Annotated in this window: 16 protein-coding genes and 4 tRNA genes; 11 read left to right on the top strand and 9 right to left on the bottom strand. The window is 69.3% G+C overall.

From position 1 onward, the window contains the following. The first annotated feature begins 103 nt into the window (after positions 1 to 103). The 3 genes from hrpA to AS97_RS24975 all read left to right on the top strand — a co-directional run bounded on the left by hrpA (position 104) and on the right by AS97_RS24975 (position 4,653). Entirely contained in the window at positions 104 to 4,063 is a 3,960-nt protein-coding gene (gene hrpA / locus AS97_RS24985) for an ATP-dependent RNA helicase HrpA (RefSeq protein WP_210565691.1), read from the top strand. 139 nt (positions 4,064 to 4,202) lie between these two features. Then, positions 4,203 to 4,277 (top strand) — tRNA-Asp (locus tag AS97_RS24980). Between the two features lie 115 nt (positions 4,278 to 4,392). After that, on the top strand, positions 4,393 to 4,653 hold the full coding sequence (locus AS97_RS24975) for a DUF6274 family protein (RefSeq protein WP_086711524.1): 261 nt from the start codon (positions 4,393 to 4,395) through the stop codon (positions 4,651 to 4,653). A 461-nt stretch (positions 4,654 to 5,114) separates the two neighbouring features. On the opposite strand, the gene bldC is transcribed toward AS97_RS24975, so the two are convergent. Continuing rightward, positions 5,115 to 5,321: a developmental transcriptional regulator BldC gene (bldC, locus tag AS97_RS24970; protein WP_003949541.1), complete on the bottom strand. Its 207-nt coding sequence runs from the start codon at positions 5,319 to 5,321 to the stop codon at positions 5,115 to 5,117. Between the two features lie 497 nt (positions 5,322 to 5,818). Further along, a complete protein-coding gene (locus AS97_RS24965) occupies positions 5,819 to 6,655 on the bottom strand; it encodes a hypothetical protein (RefSeq protein ID WP_059146546.1) in 837 nt (278 codons plus the stop codon). A 176-nt stretch (positions 6,656 to 6,831) separates the two neighbouring features. Between AS97_RS24965 and AS97_RS24960 the strand changes: the two genes are divergently transcribed. After that, entirely contained in the window at positions 6,832 to 7,986 is a 1,155-nt protein-coding gene (locus AS97_RS24960) for a Glu/Leu/Phe/Val dehydrogenase (RefSeq protein WP_210565690.1), read from the top strand. Between the two features lie 369 nt (positions 7,987 to 8,355). Then, the gene (locus AS97_RS24955; RefSeq protein WP_059146544.1) at positions 8,356 to 8,610 is read left to right on the top strand and encodes a DUF3073 domain-containing protein; all 255 of its coding nucleotides are present in this window, start codon (positions 8,356 to 8,358) and stop codon (positions 8,608 to 8,610) included. Between the two features lie 104 nt (positions 8,611 to 8,714). Here AS97_RS24955 and purM read toward each other — a convergent pair whose 3' ends face one another. The 3 genes from purM to AS97_RS24940 all read right to left on the bottom strand — a co-directional run bounded on the left by purM (position 8,715) and on the right by AS97_RS24940 (position 12,336). After that, complete coding sequence (gene purM / locus AS97_RS24950) at positions 8,715 to 9,782, bottom strand: phosphoribosylformylglycinamidine cyclo-ligase (RefSeq protein ID WP_210565689.1); 1,068 nt, start codon at positions 9,780 to 9,782, stop codon at positions 8,715 to 8,717. 39 nt (positions 9,783 to 9,821) lie between these two features. Continuing rightward, the gene (purF, locus tag AS97_RS24945; protein WP_059146542.1) at positions 9,822 to 11,381 is read right to left on the bottom strand and encodes an amidophosphoribosyltransferase; all 1,560 of its coding nucleotides are present in this window, start codon (positions 11,379 to 11,381) and stop codon (positions 9,822 to 9,824) included. Positions 11,382 to 11,547: 166 nt separating this feature from the next. Next, positions 11,548 to 12,336, bottom strand: a complete 789-nt coding sequence (locus AS97_RS24940) for a maleylpyruvate isomerase family mycothiol-dependent enzyme (RefSeq protein ID WP_210565688.1) — start codon at positions 12,334 to 12,336, stop codon at positions 11,548 to 11,550. 176 nt (positions 12,337 to 12,512) lie between these two features. On the opposite strand from AS97_RS24940, the gene AS97_RS24935 reads away from it, so the two are divergent. Then, a complete protein-coding gene (locus AS97_RS24935; RefSeq protein WP_059146540.1) occupies positions 12,513 to 12,911 on the top strand; it encodes a nuclear transport factor 2 family protein in 399 nt (132 codons plus the stop codon). Between the two features lie 107 nt (positions 12,912 to 13,018). Here the strand turns inward: AS97_RS24935 and purL are convergent, their stop codons facing one another. The 3 genes from purL to purS are packed head-to-tail and all read right to left on the bottom strand — an operon-like array spanning position 13,019 to position 16,226. Continuing rightward, entirely contained in the window at positions 13,019 to 15,268 is a 2,250-nt protein-coding gene (gene purL, locus AS97_RS24930) for a phosphoribosylformylglycinamidine synthase subunit PurL (RefSeq protein ID WP_210565687.1), read from the bottom strand. After that, positions 15,265 to 15,945, bottom strand: a complete 681-nt coding sequence (gene purQ, locus AS97_RS24925) for a phosphoribosylformylglycinamidine synthase subunit PurQ (protein WP_059146538.1) — start codon at positions 15,943 to 15,945, stop codon at positions 15,265 to 15,267. The genes purL and purQ overlap by 4 nt, the downstream gene beginning before the upstream one ends. After that, positions 15,942 to 16,226, bottom strand: coding sequence for a phosphoribosylformylglycinamidine synthase subunit PurS (gene purS / locus AS97_RS24920; RefSeq protein ID WP_059146537.1), 285 nt, complete (start codon positions 16,224 to 16,226; stop codon positions 15,942 to 15,944). The genes purQ and purS overlap by 4 nt, the downstream gene beginning before the upstream one ends. Positions 16,227 to 16,528: 302 nt before the next feature. On the opposite strand from purS, the gene AS97_RS24915 reads away from it, so the two are divergent. The 5 genes from AS97_RS24915 (at position 16,529) to AS97_RS24895 (ending at position 18,167) form a co-directional block, all read left to right on the top strand. After that, positions 16,529 to 16,846 (top strand): Lsr2 family protein, encoded by a 318-nt coding sequence (locus tag AS97_RS24915; RefSeq protein ID WP_059146536.1) that lies wholly within the window; start codon positions 16,529 to 16,531, stop codon positions 16,844 to 16,846. Positions 16,847 to 16,950: 104 nt separating this feature from the next. Continuing rightward, positions 16,951 to 17,022 (top strand) — tRNA-Gly (locus AS97_RS24910). An 80-nt stretch (positions 17,023 to 17,102) separates the two neighbouring features. Continuing rightward, a tRNA-Gly gene (locus tag AS97_RS24905) sits at positions 17,103 to 17,178 on the top strand. Between the two features lie 163 nt (positions 17,179 to 17,341). Further along, entirely contained in the window at positions 17,342 to 17,962 is a 621-nt protein-coding gene (locus AS97_RS24900) for a response regulator transcription factor (RefSeq protein WP_059146535.1), read from the top strand. 129 nt (positions 17,963 to 18,091) lie between these two features. After that, positions 18,092 to 18,167, top strand: a tRNA-Gly gene (locus tag AS97_RS24895). A 50-nt stretch (positions 18,168 to 18,217) separates the two neighbouring features. On the opposite strand, the gene AS97_RS24890 is transcribed toward AS97_RS24895, so the two are convergent. Continuing rightward, positions 18,218 to 19,138 carry a phosphoribosylaminoimidazolesuccinocarboxamide synthase gene (locus AS97_RS24890; protein WP_059146534.1) on the bottom strand — a complete coding sequence of 307 codons (921 nt, stop codon included), beginning with the start codon at positions 19,136 to 19,138 and terminating at the stop codon, positions 18,218 to 18,220. Positions 19,139 to 19,209 lie beyond the last annotated feature (71 nt).

Here is a 19,209-nt window from a genome sequence, read left to right as displayed (position 1 = left end):
CGCTAGAACGGACAATCCCGGCATACCGCACGACGTGGCCCGGACAACACCCGGCGGAAATGGTTCGCCAGTCGTTTTGCCGAGGTGAGATCCTGGGATCCGTATGTCCACCACGCCTGCCCCCGCCCTGCCCGCCCTTCTGGAGCGGCTGCCCGAGCTGATGCTGCGCGACCAGCAGCGGCTGGGACGCCGACTCGACGGTGCGCGCCGGATCCGTAAACCCGAGGCCCGAGCGGCCGTGCTCGGTGAGATCACCGAGGAGATCACGCGTGCCGAGCTGCGGGTCGCGGACCGCCGCGCCGCCGTGCCGGCCATCACCTATCCGGAAGAGCTGCCGGTCAGCCAGAAGAAGGACGCGATCCTCGAGGCCGTCCGGGATCACCAGGTGGTGATCGTCGCAGGTGAGACCGGCTCCGGGAAGACCACCCAGATTCCGAAGATCTGTTTGGAGCTGGGGCGCGGCGTCAAGGGACTTATCGGCCATACGCAGCCGCGCCGTATCGCCGCCCGCACCGTGGCCGAGCGCATCGCCGAGGAGCTGCGGTCGCCGCTGGGCGAGTCCGTCGGCTGGAAGGTCCGCTTCACCGATCAGGTGGGCCAGGACACTCACGTCAAGCTGATGACCGACGGCATCCTGCTCGCCGAGATCCAGACCGACCGCGAGCTGCGCCAGTACGACACGATCATCATCGACGAGGCCCATGAGCGCAGCCTCAACATCGACTTCCTGCTGGGCTATCTGGCCCAGCTACTGCCCCGCCGTCCCGACCTCAAGGTCGTGATCACCTCCGCCACCATCGACCCGGAGCGCTTTTCCCGCCATTTCGGCGACGCGCCGATCGTCGAGGTCAGCGGGCGTACGTATCCGGTCGAGGTGCGCTACCGCCCGCTGCTCGAGGAGGGCGGCGAGGACAGCGACCGCGACCAGATCACCGCGATCTGCGACGCGGTCGACGAGCTCCAGGCCGAGGGGCCCGGCGACATCCTGGTCTTCCTCTCCGGTGAGCGGGAGATCCGCGACACCGCCGACGCGCTGAACAAGAAGAAGCTCCCGGTCACCGAGGTCCTTCCGCTGTACGCCCGGCTGTCGCACGCCGAGCAGCACCGGGTCTTCCAGAGACACACCGGCCGCCGGATCGTGCTGGCGACCAACGTCGCCGAGACCTCGCTGACCGTCCCCGGTATCCGCTATGTGATCGACCCGGGCGCTGCCCGGATCTCCCGCTACAGCCATCGCACCAAGGTCCAGCGGCTGCCCATCGAGCCGATCTCCCAGGCCAGCGCCAATCAGCGCAAGGGCCGCTGCGGCCGGACCAGCGACGGCATCTGCATCCGGCTGTACTCCGAGGACGACTTCCTCACCCGCCCTGAGTTCACCGACGCCGAGATCCTCCGGACCAATCTGGCCTCCGTCATCCTCCAGATGACCGCCGCCGGCCTCGGCGATATCGAGAAGTTCCCCTTCATCGACCCGCCGGACCGCCGCAACGTCAAGGACGGCGTCCAGCTCCTGGAGGAGCTGCACGCCCTGGACAGCAAGCAGAAGGACCCGCGCAAGCGGCTCACCCAGGTCGGCCGGAAGCTGGCCCAGCTGCCGGTGGACCCGCGGCTGGCCCGGATGGTGCTGGAGGCGGATCGCAACGGCTGTGTCCGCGAGGTCATGGTGATCGCGGCTGCGCTGTCCATCCAGGACCCGCGCGAGCGCCCCTCGGACAAGCAGCAGCAGGCGGATCAGCACCATGCCAGGTTCAAGGACGAGTCCAGCGACTTCCTGGCCTTCCTCAATCTGTGGAAGTACATCCGGGAGCGGCAGAAGGAGCTGTCCTCCTCCGCCTTCCGCCGGATGTGCCGCAATGAGTTCCTCAACTACCTGCGCATACGCGAATGGCAGGACATCTACAGCCAGCTGCGCACGGTCGCCAAGACCATGGACATCCATATGTCCGAGCAGGACGCGGCGCCCGATCACGTCCATACGTCGTTGCTGGCGGGGCTGCTGTCCCATGTGGGTCTGAAGAACGCAGGGGGGGAGGGCGGGAAGGACGGCGCCAAGAACGAGTATCTGGGCGCGCGCGGCGCCAAGTTCGCGGTGTTCCCCGGCTCGGCGCTGTTCAAGAAGCCGCCGCGCTGGGTGATGTCGGCGGAGCTGGTGGAGACGTCCCGGCTGTGGGCGCGGGTCAACGCGAAGATCGAGCCGGAGTGGATCGAGCCGCTCGCCCAGCACCTGGTCAAACGCACCTACAGCGAGCCGCACTGGGAGCAGAAGCAGGCCGCGGTGATGGCGTATGAGCGGGTCACGCTCTACGGGGTGCCGATCGTCGCCCAGCGGAAGGTCAACTACGGCCGGATCGACCCGGAGACCAGCCGCGATCTGTTCATCCGTAACGCCCTGGTGGAGGGCGACTGGCGCACCCACCACCAGTTCTTCCACGACAACCGCAAGTTGCTGGGCGAGGTCGAGGAGCTGGAGCACCGGGCCCGGCGCCGCGACATCCTCGTGGACGACGAGACGCTCTTCGACTTCTACGACCAGCGGATCCCCGAGCATGTGGTCTCCGGCGCCCATTTCGACTCCTGGTGGAAGCACAAGTGTCGGGAAGGAGGGGCCGCGCCGGAGCTTCTCAACTTCGAGAAGTCGATGCTCATCAACGAGCGCGCGCAGGACATCACCAAGGACGCCTATCCGGACTCCTGGCGCCAGGGGAAGCTCAAGTTCAGGGTGACCTATCAATTCGAGCCGGGGGCGGACGCGGACGGTGTGACCGTCCACGTCCCGCTGCAGGTGCTCAACCAGGTCACCGCGGACGGTTTCGACTGGCAGATTCCGGGGCTGCGGGAGGATCTGGTCACCGAGCTGATCCGCTCGCTGCCCAAACCGGTGCGCCGTCACTACGTCCCGGCGCCGAACTATGCCAAGCGCTTCCTGGAAAGCGCTGTCCCCCTCCAGGAGCCGCTGACCGCGGCGCTCGGGCGCGAGCTGCAGCGGATGGTGGGCGTGCGGATCGAGCCGGAGGACTGGGACCTGACGAAGGTCCCCGACCACCTCAAGGTCACCTTCCGGGTGGTGGACGAGCGGCGCCGCAAGCTGGCCGAGGACAAGGATCTGGAGGTGCTGCGGCAGCGGCTGCGGCCGAAGACGCGGGCCGCGATCTCCAAGGCGTTCGAGTCCTCCAAGGAGGGCGCGGGGATCGAGCAGCGCGGCGGGCTGACCCGGTGGACGGTCGGGACGCTGCCGCGCACCTTCGAGACGCGCCGCGGCGGCCAGCCGGTCAAGGCGTATCCGGCGCTCGTCGACGAGGGCGCCTCGGTGGCCGTACGGCTCTTCGACACCGAGGCCGAGCAGCAGGAGGCGATGTGGCGGGGGACGCGCCGGCTGATCCTGCTCCAGCTGCCGTCCAGCCCCGCCAAGTTCGTCCAGGGCAAGCTCTCCAACCAGGCCAAGCTGGCGCTCTCCAGCAGCCCGCACGGCGGTGTGCAGGCGCTCTTCGAGGACTGCGTGGCCGCGGCGGCCGACCGGCTGATCGCGGCCCGTGGCGGCCCGGCCTGGGACGAGGAGTCGTTCCGCAAGCTCTTCGAGGCGGTGCGCAGCGACATCACGGACGCCACGCTGGACACCGTGCGCAAGGTCCAGGAGGTGCTGGCGGCCTGGCAGTCGTGCGAGCGGCGGCTCAAGGACACCAGGAGCCCGGTGCTGCTGCCGTCCCTCACGGACATCAGGGAGCAGCTCTCGGAACTCATCACACCGGGCTTCGTGACCGCGCACGGCGTACGGCGGCTTCCGGACCTCATGCGCTATCTGGTGGCCGTGGACCGGCGGCTGCAGCAGCTTCCGGGCAACGCCGACCGGGACCGCGCCCGGATGGCGAAGGTGCGGGAGATGCGGGACGAGTACGCCTGGCTGCTGGAGCAGTTCCCGCCGGGGCGCCCGGTGCCCCAGGAGGCGCTGGAGATCCGCTGGATGATCGAGGAGTTGCGGGTCAGCTACTTCGCGCACGCCCTCGGCACGGCCTATCCGGTGTCCGACAAGCGCATCGTGAAGGCCATCGACGCGGCGGCGCCGTAAGGGCGCCCGGCGGGGCTCCGGCGGCCCGCCGGAGCCCCGCCGGGCGCGAGTTCGACCGCACCCCCTGACCTGCTGTAGAGTCTGCATCGCAGCGCACACCAGCGCGGCGCAGGGCGACGAAGTCGCAGGCGTCACTGTTGGTCCTGTGGAGCAGTTTGGAGTGCTCGCCACCCTGTCAAGGTGGAGGCCGCGGGTTCAAATCCCGTCAGGACCGCTTACCCGGAAGGCCCGGATCCGTATATGGATCCGGGCCTTTGGCGTCTTGACGGCACACCACACCCAGAGGTACCCAAGCTAAAAGGCGCGGGGGCGCGCGGGAGGTGCGGCGTATGACGACGTCCGCGAGGCATGAGACCAGGGCGCTGCTGCGCGCCCATCTGGCGGCTGCCGCGGGCTACCGCCACTTCACCCGGCACTGCCCGATCTGCCATCGCCTGCTGCGGCTGGCGATGGAGCCCTCGGCGGCCGACGAGGCGGGCGACAGGGCTGGCGACGGGGCTGGCGACGGGGCCGGCAACGGAGTTGGGGACGAGGCCGACGACGGGGTCGGCCACCAGGCGACGGCCGCCGCTCCACCGCCAACTCGGTAAACCCTTACCGCAGTTGCCCTCTAGCGCAACCAGCAGGCACAGGGCAATGACTGGGCAGTGTGACTGGAGTCACTGAATGAGTTTCCGGAGTGAGGGAACTTACACCCCTCTCACCATGGGTCAATTTAATATGTGCAATTGCACCGTCTGTCCATGCCTCCCCAACGCTCCCCGAACACCCCGCGGGGGACTCGCCGTGAGCCTCCGGGAGACACCGCGGGACACCCCCGGGCAAGCCGAACTATTGCCTCTCCAGGGCCACTTGCGACTCCTCTGGAGGCACCCTCCGGAAGGCCGTTCCCGGGCATAAAAAGATCGCGCCGGACCCGGCGGAGTCCAGCGCGATCAACGACGCACCCATGTCGAGCGGTGGCGGGCCTGTTGGGGCAGGCACCCGTCGTGTGGAGCTATACAGGCGAAAACCGGGCTGGGGGCCCGGAAATGCCCGGTTATGCGGTTGTTCAGGCCTCGCTGCGCTGCTGCGGGATGCCCGCAAGAAGTGCACGGACCTCCGCTTCGCGGTAGCGCCGATGCCCTCCGAGCGTGCGGATGGACGTGAGCTTGCCTGCCTTCGCCCAGCGAGTGACCGTCTTCGGGTCCACGCGGAACATCGTGGCAACCTCAGCCGGGGTCAGCAGCGGCTCGGCATCAGGGGTGCGAGCGGTCATGAGCGGCCTCCTCGGGAGAACCGAACCATCACGGTTCTTTCCTCTAAATTCTGCACCTTGACCCGCGTTGCCCGAAATGGCGGACGCGGGCCGAGTCGGTTATAGGACGAACGGCTTGTCCTCGGCACTACAACTACACCATCTGTCCAGCCCCGTCGGCCAAACCGATGGAATTGCCCTCTCAGGTGTCCAACCTCAACGGAAGCCGATGGACCATGCCATAGCGGACAGTCACGCGGCCGTGACGATCAGTCACAACAGGATCAGGGGTAGCCAGATCCATCAAGGAGTGCAATACCGATGAATCCGCCCATACTTGGACGGAAGGAATCCCTCCCGGACTCCTTGTCCTATTTTGACACGAGGATGGGCGATTACCGCAAGGCCCGAAGTCAGTGCTTTAGGTCACGATTGAGGCAATGGCCCGGATCGGGACCTACGTCCCCGTCTGTTCCGGTCGATCGTCAACCGGCCGCCCGGCGCCGCTCCGGCCGGGCTCAGCTCGCGTTCTGCCGCCCGCGGATCACGCTCCAGCGGTCGGTCAGCCGCTCGTACGCGCTGCCCGCCCGCTCCCCGTCCCCGTCGCGCAGCGCCGCGAGGCCCTCCGCCACATCCGCGGCCGAGTGGTCCTCCTCCAGCTGCCCGGCGGGCAGCGTGTGCACCAGACCGCCGTAGTCCAGCTCGACCAGCGACCGAGGGTGGAACTCCTCGAGCCACCGGCCGACGTCCACCAGCCCGTCGATCAGCGGCCCCTCGCCGAGGGACTCCTTGAGCACCTTAAGGCCACGCGCAACCCGGCGCCTGGCCTGGACCATCGGAGTGCGGTAACGGAGGATGAGGCCGTCGTCACCCTTGGTGAATTCGCGCTCCTCGTCCCCGAAGAGCACGAACCAGCGCACCGGCACATGCCAGGTGGCCGAGCGGATCCACGGCCGGGCGTCCGGGTTGCGCTCCAGCCACCGCTCGAAGTCCGCCACCGCCTGCCGGCGCACCACCGGGGGCAGCGCCGCGTCCAGGAGGGGCCCGGGAAGGCGCTCCGGCAGCTCTTCCAGGGCCAGCCAGCCCCTCAGCCGCGTACGCCACGGACAGACGCATGTGACGCCGTCCACGAGCGCCACGAAGGCGTCCGCGCTCTCGTGCACCGGAACCGCCACCGGCGGGACCGGCAGGAGGTCCGCGAGCGAGCGGCGCAGCTCATCCTGCGCGCCCGGCAGGTCGTCGCGCTTGGCATACCGCGCCCAGTGCGATCGCTCCGGCTCCGGAAACGCTGCCAGTGGCTCATAGACCCGGAGATACGCCGCGTACGGGACAATCACCGAAGACGCCAAGGTCACACGCGCTCCCTCAAGGCTGAGACCACCGCCAGGGGCTCCCTTACCCCCACCTGACGGCATCGTCCCATGCCCGGTATCCGGACTCGTCGGGGACATGGCCGATCCCCTGGGGCCCCAGGGCTTACGCTCTTGCCCACGGCCCTCCCCACCAGCCAGGAGGGCGTCTACCCCGACCTATGGGAGTCACCACCGTGACCGACGTACGTCACACCGTCAGTGCCGACGGTCCGACGGAGAGTCGCGTGCCGAACCCTCTCTCACCGCTTGCGACGCTGTTCCGGTCCGATCTCGGCGGGCATGAGCAGGTCCTGCTCTGCCAGGACCGCGAGAGCGGTCTCAAGGCCGTCATCGCCCTTCACTCGACCGCCCTGGGCCCGGCCCTCGGCGGCACCCGCTTCCACGCCTACGCCTCCGAGGAGAACCCCGAAGAGGCGGCGCTCCTCGACGCCCTCAACCTCGCCCGCGGCATGTCCTACAAGAACGCGCTCGCCGGGCTCGACCACGGTGGCGGCAAGGCCGTGATCCTCGGCGATCCCGAAGAGATCAAGACCGAAAAGCTGCTGCTCGCCTACGGCCGCTTCGTGGCCTCTCTGGGCGGCCGCTACGTCACCGCCTGCGATGTGGGCACCTATGTGTCCGACATGGACGTCGTCGCCCGCGAGTGCCCCTGGACCACCGGCCGCTCCCCCGAGAACGGCGGCGCCGGCGACTCCTCGGTGCTGACCGCCTTCGGTGTCTTCCAGGGGATGCGGGCGAGCGCCCAGGCGTCCTGGGGCGCGCCCACGCTGCGCGGCCGCCGGGTCGGCGTCGCGGGGGTCGGCAAGGTGGGCCACCACCTGGTCGGGCATCTGCTGGAGGACGGCGCCGAGGTCGTGGTCACGGATGTGCGCGGTGATTCGGTGGACCGCGTGCTGGCCCGCCACCCCCGGGTGCGGGCGGTCCGGGACACCGAGGCGCTGATCCGCGCCGACCTGGACGTCTACGCCCCGTGCGCGCTCGGTGGCGCCCTGGACGACGCCACGGTGCCCGTGCTGACCGCGAAGGTGGTGTGCGGCGCGGCGAACAACCAGCTGGCCCACCCGGGGGTCGAGAAGGACCTGGCCGGCCGCGGGATCCTCTACGCGCCGGACTACGTGGTGAACGCCGGTGGTGTCATCCAGGTGGCGGATGAGCTGCACGGGTTCGACTTCGATCGGGCCAAGGCGAAGGCGACAAAGATCTTCGACACGACTTTGGCCATATTCGATCGTGCGCAGACCGACGGAATCCCGCCCGCCGCGGCCGCCGACCGGCTGGCCGAGCACCGGATGGCGGAGGGCCACGACGCCTGAGCCGTGGCCCACAGGCGCCTGAGAGCGTCTGGGCGCAGCCGTGGGCAGGCCGTGTGGGATCTTGCCGGAGGCCGCCGGAGGGGCGGCATGGGAGCCCTCTGGGAGCCATCGGCGAGACATCCCTCACGACCTGTCGGCGGGTCGGCCCGCAAGACAGGCTAAAATCGCAGCTGACCAGCGAGGAACGGGCTCCTCGCGGGTTCTGCCTCGTGGCACGTCGTGTGGGCGACGTACCGTATGGCCACAGAAGCAGGTACCGTTGAAGCCCTACGGACCGGTCTCTCTTATGAGAGTCCGCTCCGATTTATGAACGTGAACGCGTGTCAAGACTCTGGGGCCGTCGAGCCCCGTCGTTGAGGGGGTCGAGCCATGGGGCGCGGCCGGGCCAAGGCCAAGCAGACGAAGGTCGCCCGCCAGCTGAAGTACAACAGCGGTGGGACGGATCTCTCACGCCTGGCCGAGGAGCTGGGCGCATCGACACCGAGCCAGCCGCCGAATGGCGAGCAGTTCGAGGACGATGAGCTGGACGACGACCCGTACGCACAGTACGCGGATCTGTACAACGACGATGAGGACGAGGACGACGACCAGTCCGATCCGTCCCCGCAGCGTCGGCGCGCCTGAACCACCCGTTCCAGGCGCTCGGCTTATCGCCGCACACCTCCACCGGTCCGGGGCACCCGCCTCGGACCGGCTTCTGTGCTGTCCGCACACCTGGCGCGGTCCGCTCAGTCCGCATGGTCACCGGTCAGCGTCACCGCTTCCGCGTGCGGGGCCGTGCGCTCGGTGATCTCACCGCTGACCCAGGCGTCGACACCGCGGTCGGCGAGCGTGGTGAGCGCCACATCGACGGAGTCGGCCGGGACGATCGCCATCATGCCGACGCCCATGTTGAGGGTCTTCTCCAGCTCAAGACGCTCGACCGAGCCGGCCTGACCGACCAGCTCGAAGATCGCCCCAGGGGTCCAGGTCGAGCGGTCCACGACCGCGCGCAGCTCCTCGGGGATGACCCGCGCGAGGTTGTTGGCGAGCCCGCCGCCGGTGATGTGCGAGAAGGCGTGCACCTCGGTGGTGCGGGTGAGGGCCAGACAGTCCAGCGAGTAGATCCGCGTGGGCTCCAGCAGCTCCTCCCCCAGCGTCCGGCCCAGCTCCGGCACCTCGCGGTCCAGCGCCCAGCCGGCCCGGTCGAAGAGCACATGGCGGACGAGTGAGTACCCGTTCGAGTGAAGTCCGGACGAGGCCATGGCGATCACCGCATCCCCCGTACGGATGCGATCGGCGCCCAGCACCCGATCGGCCTCGACCACGCCCGTACCGGCCCCGGCGACATCGAAGTCATCGGCGCCCAGCAGCCCCGGGTGCTCGGCGGTCTCGCCGCCCACCAGGGCGCAGCCGGCGAGGGTGCAGCCCTCGGCGATGCCCTTGACGATGGCGGCGACGCGCTCCGGGTAGACCTTGCCGACGCAGATGTAGTCGGTCATGAAGAGCGGCTCGGCGCCGCAGACCACCAGGTCGTCCACGACCATGCCGACCAGGTCGCGGCCGATGGTGTCGTACACGCCCATCCGCCGGGCGATGTCCACCTTGGTGCCGACCCCGTCGGTGGCGGAGGCGAGCAGCGGACGCTGGTAGCGAGCCAGGGCGGAGGCGTCGAAGAGCCCGGCGAAACCGCCGAGGCCGCCCACGACCTCGGGCCTGCTCGCCTTCTTGACCCACTCCTTCATCAGCTCGACGGCGCGGTCACCGGCCTCGATGTCGACGCCCGCGGCGGCGTAGGTGGACCCGGACTCAGGCATGACGTAGAGATCTTTCGTTCGGGGAGGACAGGCGTGCGCTCAGGGACGGCGCAGGGCGTCGGCGCCGCCGACACCAGCGGTCAGCGTCGTCACGCCGTCGGCGTCGGCGCTGTTCGGGGCCTGTGTTTCGGACTCCAGGAGGTGCTTGCCCAGCAGACCCGGATCCGGCAGCTCCATCGGGTACTCACCGTCGAAGCAGGCTCGGCACAGATTCGGCTTGGCGATCGTGGTCGCCTCGATCATGCCGTCGGTGGAGATGTACGCCAGCGAGTCGGCGCCCAGCGACTTGCCGATCTCCTCGACCGAGAGGCCGTTGGCGATCAGCTCGGCGCGGGTGGCGAAATCTATGCCGAAGAAGCACGGCCACTTGATCGGCGGGGAGGAGATCCGGATGTGGACCTCGGCGGCGCCGGCCTCGCGGAGCATCCGCACCAGGGCGCGCTGGGTGTTGCCGCGGACGATCGAGTCGTCGACGACCACCAGGCGCTTGCCCCGGATGACCTCCTTGAGGGGGTTCAGCTTGAGCCGGATGCCGAGCTGGCGGATGGTCTGCGAGGGCTGGATGAAGGTCCGGCCCACATAGCTGTTCTTGACCAGTCCGGAACCGTACGGAATCCCGCTGGCCTCGGCGTAGCCGACGGCGGCGGGGGTGCCGGACTCGGGCGTCGCTATGACCAGGTCGGCGTCGGCCGGGGCCTCCTTGGCCAGCCGGCGGCCCATCTCGACCCGGGAGAGGTACACATTCCGGCCCGCGATGTCGGTGTCGGGGCGGGCGAGGTACACGTACTCGAAGACACAGCCCTTGGGACGGGCCTCGGCGAAGGTGGTCGAGCGCAGACCGTTCTCGTCGATGGCGACCATCTCGCCGGGCTCGATCTCCCGGATGAAGGACGCGCCCACGATGTCCAGGGCGGCGGTCTCGGACGCCACCACCCAGCCGCGCTCGAGGCGGCCGAGGACCAGCGGGCGGATGCCCTGGGGGTCGCGCGCCGCGTACAGCGTGCGCTCGTCCATGTAGACGAGGCTGAAAGCGCCCTTGACCTTGGGCAGGACGATGGGGGCCGCCTGCTCGACGGTCAGCGGCTTGCCGTCGTCGTCCACCTGGCCCGCGAGCAGGGCGGTGACCAGGTCGGTGTCATTGGTCGCCGCGACCTGGGTGGCCCGGCCGCCGTCCCGGGGCAGGGCCGCGACCAGCTCCGCCAGCTCGGCGGTGTTGACCAGGTTCCCGTTGTGGCCGAGCGCGATCGAGCCGTGGGCGGTGGCCCGGAAGGTCGGCTGCGCGTTCTCCCACACCGAGGCTCCGGTGGTGGAGTAGCGGGCGTGACCGACCGCGATATGGCCCGTGAGAGAGCCGAGGGAGGTCTCGTCGAAGACCTGGGAAACCAGGCCCATGTCCTTGAAGACGAGGATCTGGGAGCCGTTGCTCACCGCGATGCCCGCGGACTCCTGTCCACGGTGCTGCAGTGCGTACAGCCCGAAATAGGTGAGTTTGGCGACCTCTTCACCCGGTGCCCAGACTCCGAAGACGCCGCAAGCGTCCTGGGGGCCCTTCTCACCGGGGAGCAGGTCGTGGCTGAGTCGTCCGTCACCACGTGGCACGTCATCGAGTCTAGGCCAGTCCGGCGGTGCCTCCGAACGAGGGACCCGTCAGGGGGGCGTAAGTCACATTCCCCGCACCGCTCCGGGCCCGCGGAACCCGTGTCCGACCTGCGCACGGCCGGGGGCGGAGCCGCCCGTCCGAGGCAAGGATCACATCTCGGACCCGTCAGCCGAGCACGGGAAGGTGGGCGGAGAGGTCGGCGCGGTCGCCGCTCGCGGTCAGCGGTGCGGAGTCCAGGGCCTCGGCCCAGGTCAGACGGCCCGTGGCGAGGCGGATCCAGGTCGGCGGATCGGTCTCGACGACGTTCGGCGGGGTGCCGCGGGTGTGCCGGGGGCCCTCGACGCACTGGATCACGGCGAACGGCGGGATCCGGACCTCGACCGAGCCGCCGGGCGCCTTCACCGCGAGGGCGTCGGCGAGCACGCGGGTGGCGGTGGCCAGCGCCTGACGGTCGTACGGCACGGGGACGCCGGTGGCATCCGCCAGATCGTCGGCGTGGACCACGAGCTCCACACAGCGGGTGACCAGGTAGTCGTCCAGCCGCATCGCCCCGACGCGGGCGGCCAGCAGCCGGTCGGCGGGCGCGACGGCGGCCACCTCGGCGAACCGGGCCTCGGCGCGCTCCAGCAGCTCGCCCGGATCCGCGTCCGCCGCGAGACCGCGGGTGTCCTCGTCGATCGACCCGGAGTGCCCCGCCACCGCCGACGCCCAGCCGGTGACGGTGACCTCGCGCACAGGCGGCGCGGGCAGCTCCAGGAGGCGCACGACGGACGTCACGGCCATCGACAGATGCGCGATCAGCTCCCGGACCGTCCAGTCGCCGAGCCGGGTGGGGGCGTCCAGGGCGGTCGGCTCCAGCCCCTCGGCCGCCTTCCGCACCAGCCTCAGCTGCGCGATCACGGCGGTCCGGGTCTTGGCGAGGTCATAGCTGCGGGCACGGGCACGGGGCGGCATGGCGGAGAGCTTACGACCTCGGGGGAAATGGTGAGCGGCGTCACGGTCTGGCACGCACGCTCGCGGTGTTGCCGAAATGTCCTAGTAGCTCCGCTACGAGGCCACCCCTAGACCACTGACAGCGGCAGGATGGAAGGAGGAAGGGTTTTCCATCGGCATGGAAGGTGTGAGATGCCATGGCCGAACACCCCGATCGCACCTTGGCGCGCCGCGCCTGCACGGCCTTCTCCGAGGGCGATCTGGACACGGTATCGACGCTGATGACGGCGGACGCCGTCCATCATCTGCCGGGTGACAACGCGATGTCGGGCCACCACAAGGGCCGGGACGCCTGCCTGGACCTGTACCGCTCGATGTACGAGGAGACCGGCGGCACGCTGCGGGTCGACGTGGAGAGGGTGCTGTGCGACGGGCGCGGACACGCGATGTCCAGCCACCACCTGCGCGCCGAGCGCGGCAACCGCGGCCTGGACATGAGGACCGGAAATTTCTTCACCGTCGTCGGCGGGAAGATCACCGACATCGACCAATGCGTCGAGGACATCGACGCCTGGGACGCGTTCTGGGGCCCGTGAACCCCGTCTGGAACCCATGAACCCCGGCGCGCCGGACCCGAAGCGACCGTACGGCCCGCTCCCTGACCGGCAGGGAGCGGGCCGTACGTCACAAAGGGCGCGGTTCCTCAGGCCAGCAGGCCCGGGATCGTCGCCTCGTACGGCTCCCTCAGCTCGGCCAGCGGGATGGAGAACTGCCCCTGGACGTCGATCGCGTCGCCGTCGATCACACCGATACGGGCCGCCGGAAGCCCCCGCGCCCCGCACATGTCCTTGAAGCGGACCTCCTCGCTGCGCGGTACGGCGACGACCGCCCGGCCCGCGGACTCGGAGAACAGCAGGACGAACGGGTCCAGACCGTCGGGAACGACGATCCGGGCGCCCTTGCCGCCGCGCAGACACGACTCGGTGAGCGCCTGGATCAGACCGCCGTCGGACAGGTCGTGGGCCGCGTCCACCATGCCGTCGCGGGAGGCCGAGATCAGGATCTCGGCGAGCAGCCGCTCCCGCTCCAGGTCCACCTTCGGCGGCAGTCCGCCCAGGTGGTCGTGGATCACCTGGGACCAGGCCGAGCCGCCCAGCTCCGCCTCCGTGTCGCCCAGCAGATAGAGGAGCTGGCCCTCCTCCGCGAAGGCGATCGGGGTGCGGCGGGCCACATCGTCGATCACGCCGAGGACGGCGACGACCGGCGTCGGGTGGATGGCCACCTCGCCGGTCTGGTTGTAGAGCGACACATTGCCGCCGGTGACCGGGGTGCCCAGGGTCAGGCAGCCGTCGGCGAGACCGCGGGTGGCCTCGGCGAACTGCCACATGACCGCGGGGTCCTCCGGCGAGCCGAAGTTGAGGCAGTTGGAGATGGCGAGCGGCGTGGCGCCGGACGCGGCCACATTGCGGTACGACTCGGCGAGCGCGAGCTGCGCCCCCGCGTACGGGTCCAGCTTGGCGTAGCGGCCGTTGCCGTCCGTGGCGACGGCCACGCCCAGGCCCGTTTCCTCGTCCACGCGGACCATGCCGGAGTCCTCGGGCTGGGCGAGGACCGTATTGCCCTGGACGAAGCGGTCGTACTGATCGGTGATCCAGGACTTGGACGCCTGGTTCGGCGACGCGACCACCTTGAGGACCTGCTCGCGCAGCTCTTCGGCGGTGGCCGGGCGCGGCAGCTTGCCCGCGTCGTCGGCCTGGAGCGCGTCCTGCCACTCGGGGCGGACGAAGGGTCGCTCGTAGACCGGGCCCTCATGGGCGACGGTGCGCGGCGGCACGTCCACGATCTGCTCGCCGTGCCAGAAGATCTCCAGCCGCTCGCCGTCGGTGACCTCACCGATGACGGTGGCGATGACGTCCCACTTCTCGCAGATCTCCAGGAAGCGGTCGACCTTCTCGGGCTTCACGATCGCGCACATGCGCTCCTGCGACTCGCTCATCAGGATCTCCTCGGGGGAGAGCGAGGAGTCGCGCAGCGGCACGGTGTCCAGCTCGACCCGCATCCCGCCGGAGCCGGCGCTGGCGAGCTCGCTGGTGGCGCAGGACAGGCCCGCGCCGCCGAGGTCCTGAATGCCCTCGACCAGGTCCTCCTTGAAGACCTCCAGGGTGCACTCGATGAGCAGCTTCTCCTGGAAGGGGTCGCCGACCTGGACGGCGGGACGCTTGGTGGGCTTCGAGTCGTCGAAGGTCTCCGAGGCCAGCACGGAGACGCCGCCGATGCCGTCGCCGCCGGTGCGGGCGCCGTAGAGGATCACCTTGTTGCCGGCGCCGGACGCCTTGGCGAGGTGGATGTCCTCATGCTTCATCACGCCCACGCAGAGCGCGTTGACCAGCGGGTTGCCCTGGTAGCAGGGGTCGAAGACGACCTCGCCGCCGATATTGGGCAGGCCCAGGCAGTTGCCGTAGCCGCCGATGCCCGCGACCACACCGGGCAGCACCCGCTTGGTGTCGGGGTGGTCGGCGGCGCCGAAGCGCAGCGGGTCCATCACGGCCACCGGGCGGGCGCCCATGGCGAGGATGTCGCGGACGATGCCGCCGACGCCGGTGGCCGCGCCCTGGTAGGGCTCGATGTACGAGGGGTGGTTGTGCGACTCGACCTTGAAGGTGACCGCGTAGCCCTGGCCGACGTCGACCACACCCGCGTTCTCGCCGATGCCGACGAGCAGGGCGTCGCTCTCGGGGGCCTTCTCACCGAACTGCCGCAGATGGACCTTGCTCGACTTGTACGAGCAGTGCTCGGACCACATGACGGAGTACATCGCGAGCTCGGCGCCGGTGGGGCGGCGGCCCAGGATGGCGCGGATGCGCTCGTACTCGTCCTGCTTCAGACCGAGCTCGGCCCAGGGCTGCCCGTCGTCCGGGGTCTGCGCCGCGTGCTTGGTGGTGTCCAGGGTCATGCGCTGACCAGCCTCTTGAGGATCGAGGTGAAGAAGCCGAGACCGTCGGTGCGACCGGTGCCGATCAGCGGTTCGACGGCGTGCTCGGGGTGGGGCATGAGGCCGACGACATTGCCCGCCGCATTGGAGATTCCGGCGATGTCGCGGAGCGAGCCGTTGGGGTTGAGCTCCTCATAGCGGAAGACGACGCGTCCCTCGGCCTCGAGTTCATCGAGGACGCGCTCATCGGCGACATAGCGTCCGTCGATGTTCTTCAGCGGGATGTTGATCTCCTGACCCTGCTCGTATGAGCGCGTCCAGGCGGTCTCCGCGTTTTCCACTCGCAACTTCTGATCACGGCAGATGAAGTGCAGATGGTTGTTCCGCAGCATCGCACCGGGGAGGAGATGGGTCTCGGTGAGAACCTGGAAGCCATTGCAGATGCCAAGCACCGGCATACCGGCCTTCGCCTGGTCGATCACCGGCTCCATTACCGGAGAGAACCGGGAGATCGCTCCGGCCCGCAGATAGTCGCCATAGGAGAAGCCGCCCGGCAGGATCACCGCGTCGACCTGCTTGAGGTCCTTGTCGCGGTGCCACAGCGGTACGGCTTCGAGGCCGGCGGTGCGCACCGCGCGCTGGGTGTCGCGGTCATCGAGCGTGCCGGGGAAAGTGATGACTCCGATGCGTGCGGTCACGATCCGGCCTTCACGGCGCTGGTGTCGGCACCTTCGCCGACCTCGACCTTCACGGAAAAGTCCTCGATCACGGTGTTCGCCAGGAAGGTCTCGGCGATCTCATGGATACGGGCGAGGGCGGCATCGTCGACCGGGCCCTCCACCTCGAGTTCAAAGCGCTTGCCCTGACGGACATCGGCGATCCCCTCGAAACCGAGGCGGGGCAGTGCTCGCTGCACCGCCTGGCCCTGGGGGTCGAGGATCTCCGGCTTGAGCATGACGTCGACTACGACGCGTGCCACTGGCACTCCCGGTGGTGTGGTGCTGGTGCGTAAGGCGGTGGCCCAAGCCTACCCCGGCGAAAATTCTACGCGAGTAGATATGCAAGGGTTCGGTCACGTTTAAGCATCGTCGGTGGCGACTGGCGGGGAAAGGTCGGGGAAAACGTATGGTCCCGATCGCGGCGTGACACGCGGATGGAATTACCGGGGTTCACAATGCAATGCCAGTCGCTGTACAAATGAAAAAGCATTGTTGGACACAACTGGACAGCTGACATCTTTGCACGTCAACGCATCGATGCAGCCCGAAAGGACCGATATCCGTGGCGCAGCGCGTAGTAGTCACGCTCTCCGACGACCTCGAGGGCGGCCAAGCGGAAGAGACGGTCACGTTCGGACTCGACGGCAAGTTGTACGAGATCGACCTCAACTCTGCCAATGCGTCGAAACTGCGCGACGCGCTCGCGCCGTACGTGGAGGCCGGCCGTAAGCGGGCCCGCTCGGGCAAGACGTACCGCCGCACCGATGTCGCCCCGGACCCGGCCGCGGTGCGCGCCTGGGCCAGGTCGCACGGCATGGAGGTGCCTCCGCGCGGCCGGATCCCCAAGAAGGTCTACGAAGCCTTCAACGAGTCGGCCTGACTGACCCGTTCAGCCGAGTTGCGCACCACCCCGGGTGATCCGCTAAAGTCTGGAGCACGCCGAGGGGCGAGGCCGAAAGGCCGAGACCCCGAGGAAGACACCATGCGGGTGTAGCTCAGTAGTAGAGCGCCCCCTTTCCAAGGGGGAGGCGCAGTGTGCGATCCCTGTCACCCGCTCTCATCGTCTATCGCCCTCTTGCGAAGAGGATCAGGTAGAGTGATGCACGCGCCGATCGGTGAAAGCCGGTCGGAGGCATGCGGACGTGGCTCAGTTGGTAGAGCATCACCTTGCCAAGGTGAGGGTCGCGAGTTCGAATCTCGTCGTCCGCTCCAGATCTGAGGCGCCGGTCGAATCGACCGGCGCCTCAGGCGTTTTCAGCCCCGGAATCCCTGGCGGGGGCCGGGGCGGGAGCGAACGGCAGTGCCGCCGAGGGAAAGTGACGGCGTGCCGGGTCCGGGTGGTCCCGCCGCGCGAAGGTCCCGCTGGGAGGGGCGTGTGAACGACACCGCGGCGATCCGGGTGCTGCTGGCCGACGACGAGCATCTGATCCGGGGCGCACTGGCCGCCCTGCTGGCGCTCGAGGACGATCTGCTGGTGGTCGCGGAGGCGGCGTCCGGCCCCGAGGCGCTGGCGATGGCACGGGCGCACCGGCCCGATGTGGCGGTGCTGGACCTCCAGATGCCGGAGGCGGACGGGGTCTCGGTGGCCGCGGCGCTCCGGTCGGAGCTGCCCGGCTGCCGGACGATGATCGTGACCAGCCACGGCCGGCCGGGTCACCTCAAGCGGGCCCTGGAGGCGGGGGTCCGCGCCTTCGTACCGAAGACCACCTCAGCGCAGCGGCTGGCGGAGATCATCCGCACGGTGCACGGCGGGTCCCGCTATGTCGACCCCGGTCTGGCCGCCGACGCGATCAGCGCCGGGGACTCCCCGCTGACCGCGCGGGAGGCGGAGCTGCTGGAGCTGGCGGCGGACGGCGCCTCCATCGCGGAGATCGCCCAGCGCGCGGCGCTCTCCCAGGGGACGGTCCGGAACTATCTGTCGGCCGCGGCGGCGAAGCTGGGGGCGGAGAACCGGCACGCGGCGGCGCGGATCGCCCAGGAGCACGGCTGGCTCTGAGCGGCTCCCGAGCGCTCCCGAGGCCGCTTGGCGCGGCCGCCCGGAGCGGCCTCGACACCCGGGTGGTAGTTCCCCGGTCGAGGGTTTGGTTATAGTAGAGGCGCGTCGAACCGGAAAAGTCCGGCGCAGGCGGACGTAGCTCAGTTGGTAGAGCGCAACCTTGCCAAGGTTGAGGTCGCGAGTTCGAGCCTCGTCGTCCGCTCCATGCATCAAGGGTCCCGGCCGATCGGCCGGGACCCTTGGTCGTTCTGCGGCCTACTTCCAGCCGGTGCCGGTCAGCAGCTCGTAGGCCTCCGCGTACTTCGCCCGCGTCCGCTCGACGACCTCCGCCGGGAGCGGGGGCGGCGGCTGCTCACTGGCGCGGTCCCAGCCGGAGGCCGGGGAGGTCAGCCAGTCGCGGACGTACTGCTTGTCGAAGGACGGCTGCGGGCGGCCGGGCTGCCACTGGTCGGCGGGCCAGAAGCGGGAGGAGTCCGGGGTCAGCACCTCGTCGGCGAGCACCGGCTCGGCGCCCTCCGCGCCCAGGGTCGCCTCCGCGTAGCCGAACTCGAACTTGGTGTCGGCGAGGATGATCCCGCGGTCTCGGGCGATCTCCCGGGCCCGGTTGAAGATGGCGAGGGTGGCCTGGCGCAGCTGGGCGGCGGGCTCGGCGCCGATGCGGTGGGCCACCTCCTCGTACGCCACGTTCTCATCGTGCTCGCCGACCTCGGCCTTGGTGGCCGGGGTGAAGATCGGGGAGGGCAGCTCGGAGCCGTCGGTCAGCCCCTCGGGGAGGGCGATTCCGCACACCGTACGGGTCTCGCGGTACTCGGCCAGGCCGGAGCCGGTCAGATGACCACGTGCCACGCATTCGACCGGGACCATCCGCAGCGACCGGCAGACCAGGGTGCGGCCCTCCCAGTCGGCGGGGGCGCCGGGGGGCAGCTCGCTGGACAGGACGTGGTGGGGGACGAGGTCGGCGAGCAGATCGAACCACCAGAGGGAGAGCTGGGTGAGGATCTTGCCCTTCTCGGGAATCTCGGTCGGCAGGACCCAGTCGTAGGCGGAGATCCGGTCGCTGGCGACCATGACGAGCTCACCGCGCTCGTTCCGGTAGAGGTCGCGCACCTTGCCGGTGTGCAGGTGCTGAAGGCCCGGAACCTCGACGGGTTCGGGCTTCTCGACGAATCCGGACACGCTTCCTCCTGGTGTTTTTGTCCATTTGTCCCAGCCCTCTTTGATTCTGCCGCACGAAGCGGCCGTGACCG

Source organism: Streptomyces sp. AgN23, assembly GCF_001598115.1.
GTDB lineage: Bacteria > Actinomycetota > Actinomycetes > Streptomycetales > Streptomycetaceae > Streptomyces > Streptomyces antimycoticus.
Note: the sequence above shows the minus strand (reverse complement) of the source record. Positions and strands in the feature narration are given on the sequence as shown.

Excerpts from the sequence above, each read along its gene's own strand:
- AS97_RS24960 (WP_210565690.1), top strand. The coding sequence starts at position 6,832 with ATGGGAGTCACCACCGTGACCGACGTACGTCACACCGTCAGTGCCGAC.
- purM (WP_210565689.1), bottom strand. The coding sequence starts at position 9,782 with ATGCCTGAGTCCGGGTCCACCTACGCCGCCGCGGGCGTCGACATCGAG.
- AS97_RS24935 (WP_059146540.1), top strand. The coding sequence starts at position 12,513 with ATGGCCGAACACCCCGATCGCACCTTGGCGCGCCGCGCCTGCACGGCC.
- AS97_RS24955 (WP_059146544.1), top strand. The coding sequence starts at position 8,356 with ATGGGGCGCGGCCGGGCCAAGGCCAAGCAGACGAAGGTCGCCCGCCAG.
- AS97_RS24940 (WP_210565688.1), bottom strand. The coding sequence starts at position 12,336 with ATGCCGCCCCGTGCCCGTGCCCGCAGCTATGACCTCGCCAAGACCCGG.
- purL (WP_210565687.1), bottom strand. The coding sequence starts at position 15,268 with ATGACCCTGGACACCACCAAGCACGCGGCGCAGACCCCGGACGACGGG.
- bldC (WP_003949541.1), bottom strand. The coding sequence starts at position 5,321 with ATGACCGCTCGCACCCCTGATGCCGAGCCGCTGCTGACCCCGGCTGAG.
- hrpA (WP_210565691.1), top strand. The coding sequence starts at position 104 with ATGTCCACCACGCCTGCCCCCGCCCTGCCCGCCCTTCTGGAGCGGCTG.
- AS97_RS24975 (WP_086711524.1), top strand. The coding sequence starts at position 4,393 with ATGACGACGTCCGCGAGGCATGAGACCAGGGCGCTGCTGCGCGCCCAT.